Source organism: Bacillota bacterium (assembly GCA_012839765.1).
Taxonomy (GTDB): domain Bacteria; phylum Bacillota; class Limnochordia; order DUMW01; family DUMW01; genus DUMW01.
Genome location: DUMW01000018.1, coordinates 1 through 6,387, shown reverse-complemented (window position 1 = coordinate 6,387; position 6,387 = coordinate 1). Strand labels below are relative to the sequence as shown.

Annotated in this window: 4 protein-coding genes and 1 riboswitch; of the genes, 2 read left to right on the top strand and 2 right to left on the bottom strand. The window is 56.8% G+C overall.

All coding sequences use genetic code 11. The features are described from left to right. Positions 1–332 precede the first annotated feature (332 nt). Positions 333–2,942: an aminotransferase class III-fold pyridoxal phosphate-dependent enzyme gene (locus GXX57_01840; GenBank protein ID HHV43397.1), complete on the bottom strand. Its 2,610-nt coding sequence runs from the start codon at positions 2,940–2,942 to the stop codon at positions 333–335. Positions 2,943–2,972: 30 nt separating this feature from the next. Then, positions 2,973–3,875 carry a quinate 5-dehydrogenase gene (locus GXX57_01835; GenBank protein ID HHV43396.1) on the bottom strand — a complete coding sequence of 301 codons (903 nt, stop codon included), beginning with the start codon at positions 3,873–3,875 and terminating at the stop codon, positions 2,973–2,975. A gap of 164 nt (positions 3,876–4,039) precedes the next feature. Beyond that, positions 4,040–4,254, top strand: a riboswitch (cobalamin riboswitch). A 130-nt stretch (positions 4,255–4,384) separates the two neighbouring features. Here GXX57_01835 and GXX57_01830 point away from each other — a divergent pair. Beyond that, the gene (locus tag GXX57_01830) at positions 4,385–5,296 is read left to right on the top strand and encodes an ABC transporter substrate-binding protein (protein ID HHV43395.1); all 912 of its coding nucleotides are present in this window, start codon (positions 4,385–4,387) and stop codon (positions 5,294–5,296) included. 12 nt (positions 5,297–5,308) lie between these two features. After that, positions 5,309–6,349: an iron chelate uptake ABC transporter family permease subunit gene (locus tag GXX57_01825; GenBank protein ID HHV43394.1), complete on the top strand. Its 1,041-nt coding sequence runs from the start codon at positions 5,309–5,311 to the stop codon at positions 6,347–6,349. The last annotated feature ends 38 nt before the right edge of the window (positions 6,350–6,387 follow it).

Genomic DNA, 6,387 nt, shown 5'->3' with positions numbered 1-6,387 from the left:
TACTTGCCCCGGGCAATCGAGTCCTGGATCGTCCAACGGTTACGGTCATATTGGACATGCTCCAGTATATCTCTGTGGTTTACCTTCACCACGGGACTCATACGGAACGCTACTTGCCAACGAATACCTCTCCTGAGATTTTGAAGTTGCTCAGATTGGCAGGATATGATGAGAGGATATACCTCGCAAGAACCTAAGAAAAAAATTCAACGGCTTCTGCGTGCAAGGGTGCGAAATACCGGTTAGTTATACTCTTCGTTAGAGGATAAAAAAATCCTCCTTTGGGGAAGAATGGGACACAAAAAAGCAGTGGCACAGCCACTGCTTTGGGGTTACGAAGTCTGTCTTTGGGCTTCCCAGACCCGTTGCCAGGCTTCTTCCGAAAGGGGACGATCGAAGCTTCGAAGTCCCGCCAGGCGAAAACCGTGCTTTTTTGCAAGTGTCCGCATTAAGAGCAAGGTTTCTAGATCCAGGTTTACCCCCAAGGAGATGTTTTCATATCGCTTCTCCAAGGCGAGCATGAAGGTTTCGGACATGCAGGCGTAGGCCACTCCGTCTTCAAAACCGAAGTCGAAATTCCAGATCGGTTGTCCCGGTACCTGCACCACACCGCCGTCGATGACAAGGACATCGGGGCGTTCTTCCTTGACCTGGTGGCTGACGTTTGCCGGTCGCGACAGGTCACATACTACACAACCATGTTTGAGCATGGTCGGGGCGATCAGTTCTTCCACACTGTTGGTGGCCACGATGATCAGGTCTGCCTTGGGCAGATACTTATCCGCGTCGGTGGTCAGCACCAGGGGTGAACCGTTGGTGCCCAGGGTCTGCAGGAAGGTCCCATAGCCGTTCTGGCCAGGCTCCCCTGTGGGGAAGAGGGGCATCTGCAGTAGGTGGCTGGCCAGACTTGTGGCCGGGAATTCCACACCTGTAAACCGGGCTTCGGCAATGCGCTGGCAGATCTCATGGCTGATCTCCCTAAGCCTCCGTTCAGCCTGTTTCGGCCGTTGGGGGTTGCCGATGAGGATCAACTGGGGTACCTGCTCGGCCAACAGGAGGGAGACGGCGCGCCCGATGGCCCCGGTGGCTCCCACCACCGCGGTGGTGACCTTGTCTAGGGAACGTCCCAGGCGGTCGAGGGCCGCGATGGCCGCCTCCACCGCGGAGACAACGGTGTAGCTGTTGCCGGTAGTCACCGCGACTCCCAGATTCCGCACATCCCAGCCACCCCGGGTGACTACCGAGGTGTAGGCCCCTAGGCCCACAATTTGGGCGCCGTTGTCCTTGGCCAGCAACACTGCTCTTTTTACATGCTCCACCGCTTGCTCCCGGGGCATAGTGGAAAGCTGTTTGGCCGTATGGGGGACCACGATGAACTCCCCGTAGGCGCTAGCCCCGGTGGGGGATTTGATCCGGGTGGTGGCGATGACGAAGGGCTCCATCAGCTCACTGAAACGGCTGACCAGGTGGTCTAGCTGTTCTTTGGAAAAGGCCCGCAGGCTGCCGTCGAAGTCTACGTAGTTGCGCAGTTCCAAAGGATGCACCAGGAAGGCGAAGCGACCTTCCTCTGATTGGGCCGGGGACACCTCCACCTTTGGCCGGATGGGCCGAGGTGGCACAGGCTGCACTTGCTCCGGTTGGGGAGCCAAATGCCGGACCAGGCCTGCGGTGTCTTTCCGGTGGATGAGGGAAGCCACCCGTTCCACCGCCTCTAGGGCGTACTGGCAGTCCTCTTTGGTCACGATCAGGGGAGGTTCGATGCGTACCACCGCGTGGCCATTGAGAGTAGGGGCCACCCGTAGCTTCTCGCAATTCAACAGGTAGCTGGAGATGACTGGCGTCAGCATCCCTTGTTCCGCCATGATCCCTAACAGGGAGTCGGGATAGTCTTCCCGATCCAGATTGAACTCCAAACCGATCATGAAGCCCCGGCCCCGCACATCGGTGATCACTTCCGGATAGCGGGCCTGGATCTCCCTAAAGCCGGCCAGCAAGAATTCGCCCTTTTCCTGAACTTCCCGCAAAAGACGCCAGTTGTCCGCGGCCATGTAATCCAAAATCGCCAACCCCGCCCGACATCCCATAGCGTTGCCGGCGAAGGTGGAGGAGTGTTTCAGGCCAAAGGCCTCGGTATAGGCGGTTGCGGAGGCAAGACAAGCCCCGATGGGGACCAGACCGCCGCCAAGGGCCTTGGCCAGCAGCATGATGTCCGGTTCCACCTCCGCCGCGGAGGCAAACAGAACACCGGTGCGGCCTAGTCCCGTTTGGATCTCGTCCACGACGAAGAGCACCCCGTATTGGCTGCAGATTTCTTTGGCCGCCCGTAGGTATCCCGGTGGAGGGACGTTGATGCCCCCCTCTCCCTGGATGGGCTCCACGATAAAGGCTGCGTAGCCTTCGGGATCCTCCGCCAGGGTGGCCTCCAATGCCTCCAGGTCACCGAAGGGGATATGGGTAAAGCCCGGCAGGGGGGCGAAAAATTCTGTCTGATAGTTGGGATTGCCCGTGGCCGAAAGGGCCGCAAGGGTCTTCCCGTGAAAGCTATTCTTGGTGGAGAGGATCTTGAACCGACCGGTCGCAGCCCGGGCCATCTTGATGGCTGCTTCCACCGTCTCTGCGCCACTGTTGGTGAAGGTCACATAGCGCAGTTGATTACCCGCCAGGGTAATCAGCCGTTCTGCCAGTTTCCCGGCGGCCTCCAGGTAGGAAGGCTGGACGAAGTTCGGCTCCGCCTTGGTGCGGATCTCTTCCAGGGCTTGCCAGATCACCTCCGGGTTGTGCCCCAAGGGCAGGGCCCCGTAGGCCGCGATGAAGTCCAGGTATCTATTGCCATCCTGATCGTAAAGGTATTGATCCTTCGCCTTTACGTATTGCTTATCCATGTTCACTTGGGCTAGTAGTTCACCCAGGTGGGGATTTACGTAATGGGGATAGGGATGCATACTGTAAGGTCCACCTTTCACCAAAACTCACTAGTTGTTGAGCTGCTGGATGTCGGGTTTGAAACCTATCTTCAAAAGTAGCTCCAGGTAGTCCGCAGGGGTCAATTCCCCTGCGGGCCGACCGCTGATGGCCACCAAAAGGGCCTCCATAACGTTTGTGCCGTAGGCCCTACCACCAATGTTGGGCGTGGTGGTGACTAAGGTAGCCACTTTGCGGGCCTGCAGTTCCCGACGGTTTTCCGGTGTCACCGTGTTGGTGATAATCATCTTGCCGCTGAGGTCCTCGGGCATAAATTTGCGGATGAAGTGAAAGTCGCCCGCGATCACATCGGCCCAGGCATAGTACTTCTGAAAGCGGGGTGTGATCTCATGTTGCTTGGCTCCGGTGGGGTATACCAGCTTAAAGGGCAGCTGACAGATTACCGGTGCTACGATGCGTGCCAAGCCCTTCAGGGAGGACACTCGCCTCAGGGGAATGGGGATCTGGAGACAAAACATAAGATCACCATAAATGATCTCCCTACTGACTTCGGTGAGGGCTTGCCCTAGGCCGAAGCGATCCATCATGGAGACCACGAGGACCTTCTTGTCAGAGAAGTCAATCCCCGCTTCCTGGAGGTATTTCACCAGATAGGCCTCCAGGCCGTCCTTGAGTCCAGTGCCATCCACAATGGGTGTCTGTTTGGCTCCTGCAATGAGCTTTTTGGCATCCCGGAAGACGTACTTGTGTTGGCCCCAACCGATGTAAAGATCCATGCCGCCGATGCCGATGGCATCCACCTTACCATCCAATTCCCGGATGAGTGCTGCGGCCTTTTCTAGATCGCCATCGGTGCCAATGCGCTCGATTTGGATCCTTTCGCCCAGGACTTCGATCTCAGAGCTGCTATTGCGGGTGGCTGACCCGATACTGACGCTGACAACCCGTTTCAAACCGGTCATCTCCCTTGTTGGGATGGACACCCCAGAGTGGTTGTGCACAAAATTGTGTTCAAAGGGAATTATAGCACGGTGGGGCCCAAAAGGCAAAAGGAACAAAAAGATCTTTCGCGAGGGAGGAACTGGGGGTTGGCTGGCGAATATGGATAGCGTACAACTTAATAGGAGTCACTACAGGTACCGACACTTCACCCTTGGGGTGGGGTTAGGTTTAATAGGGAAGTCCTAGCAGACCGACTTTGGTCTGTAAACGGCGCGGACCCGCCACTGTGACCGGGAAGTCGCTTTTAAGAGGCCACTGCAGTTTTGTGGGAAGGCAAAAGTCGACAATGAACCGGGAGCCAGGAGACCTGCCTGTGGTGGATTTACCAAGACACCTTCGGGGAAAGGGGTTGGTAAGCAGGAGTTTTCTTAGCGCGCGTCTTGCGCCCTTGTATCCAGATCCCAGACCGACAGGTTTGGGTTTTTTTATTTTTCACCATCCTTAAGGGAGGGATTAACCCATGAATTCTCGCAGACAACTGTTCATTTTAGTTTTGCTTATGAGTATCCTTTTGGTTACCCCACTGGTGGAGGCCTTTCCGGTTACAGTGACCGATTCCTTGGGGCGTGAGGTGACCGTTACCAAGCGGCCCCAGCGGATTATCTCCCTAGCCCCCGCTAGTACCGAGAACTTGTTCCGGTTGGGTCTGGCGGACCGGATCGTGGGGGTCACCGAGTTTTGCAACTACCCGCCAGAGGCGGCAGCCAAGCCCAAGGTGGGGGACTTTTTCACCCCTAGTTTGGAGATGGTCATCGTCCAGGAACCAGATCTGGTGGTGACTGCCGGGGGCTTGCACGTTACTTTACAGCATATTGCCCGCCTCGAAGAACTGGGTGTTCCCGTTTACGTCTATGAACCCAGTTCCCTGGAGGAAGTGATGAGCGGGATTATGAACCTGGGGCTGATCACCGATACGGTGGCCGCGGCGGAGGAGATTGTGGCCCAGATGCGCCGGGAGATCGCAGAAGTGCAGAGTCTGGTGGCTGCCCAGAGGGAGAAGCCCGAAGTCTTTGTGCTTATCGGCATTTACGAAGGCTTCATTAGTTCAGTAGGTCCCAACACCTTCATCGGCGACGTGGTGGAGGTAGCGGGGGGCTTGAATGCCGCCAGGGAGTCCATTGAGGAGTGGCCCCGTTACAGCTTCGAGGTGCTTTTGGAGAAGGATCCTGATGTGATCCTTTCCACCACCGAGTATTATCCCGATGGGGCCACGAGCGTCTATGAGCTTTACGGCTGGGATGCTTTGAGTGCTGTGCGTAACAAGCGGGTGCACCAGGTGAGTAATCTGGATGCCATCAACCGGGGGACCTATCGGACCACGGGCATCCTGTTGGAGATTGCCCAGGTGTTTTACCCGGGCCTTGTAGACTAGGAGTGATTGGATTTGGGGCAGCGTAGAAAATGGACCTTGGTGTTGCTCCTCATGCTGGTGGGGCTAATCTGTGTGGGTGTGTTTGTTACCACCATTGGTCCTGCCAACATTACCATGAAGAATGCGTTTCGGATCATCCTGAGCCGGATCCCTGGGGTGGGGAAACTGATCACCCCCGATTGGCCCACTAGCCATGAGATCATCGTCTTGCGGGTCAGGCTGCCCCGGGTATTGGTGGGCGTGGTGGTGGGCGCGGGTCTATCCATTGCCGGCGTGTCTTTTCAGGGGCTGTTTCGCAACTCCATGGCGGATCCTTATGTGATCGGCATTTCCGGTGGAGGCTCCTTTGGGGCCAGCCTAGCCATCGTGCTCGGTGTGACCTCCCCCATCCCCTGGATCGGGGCTGTGCCCTTGTGTGCTTTTCTTGGTGCGTTGGGAACCGCCTTTGTGGTGTATCGTATCGCCAAGGTGGGGCGGCGGGTGCCCGCTGATACGCTGCTTCTTTCCGGCATTGCGGTGGGAGCTTTGCTTTCGGCTTTGGTATCCTTGATGATGTTGTTAAGTAGCAAGGATTTGTATCAGATTTTGTACTGGGGGCTAGGCAGCCTGGCTTTGGCCAATTACCGGGATCTGATCCTGGCCTTGCCCTACATCCTTTTGGGTATGGTATTGATCCTCATTTTCGCGAGGGATCTAAACATCCTGATGCTCGGTGAGGAGGCGGCCATCACCGCCGGGGTCCATGTGGAACGGTTGAAGCGACTACTTCTGGTGGCCGGTTCTTTAACGGTGGCTGCGGCGGTGAGTGTCAGCGGAATCATCGGTTTTGTGGGGCTTATCGTCCCCCACATAATTCGACTCATCGTGGGGCCGGATCATCGGATTTTGTTGCCCACCGCGGCTTTGGGCGGTGCCATGTTCTTGGTGGTCAGTGATACCGTCGCCAGGAGCCTGGCCCCACCCACGGAGATTCCCGTCGGGGTGGTCACCGCGGTGTTTGGAGCGCCCTTCTTTTTGTACCTGCTGCGCAAGCGAAAGCAACAATTGCTGTAGATAAGCATTCCTACTACCCGCGGGTGGCCTAGGCCACC

What these genes read in the sequence shown, in the direction of transcription:
- GXX57_01830 (HHV43395.1), top strand. Translation starts at nt 4,385, where the DNA reads ATGAATTCTCGCAGACAACTGTTCATTTTAGTTTTGCTTATGAGTATC.
- GXX57_01840 (HHV43397.1), bottom strand. Translation starts at nt 2,942, where the DNA reads ATGCATCCCTATCCCCATTACGTAAATCCCCACCTGGGTGAACTACTA.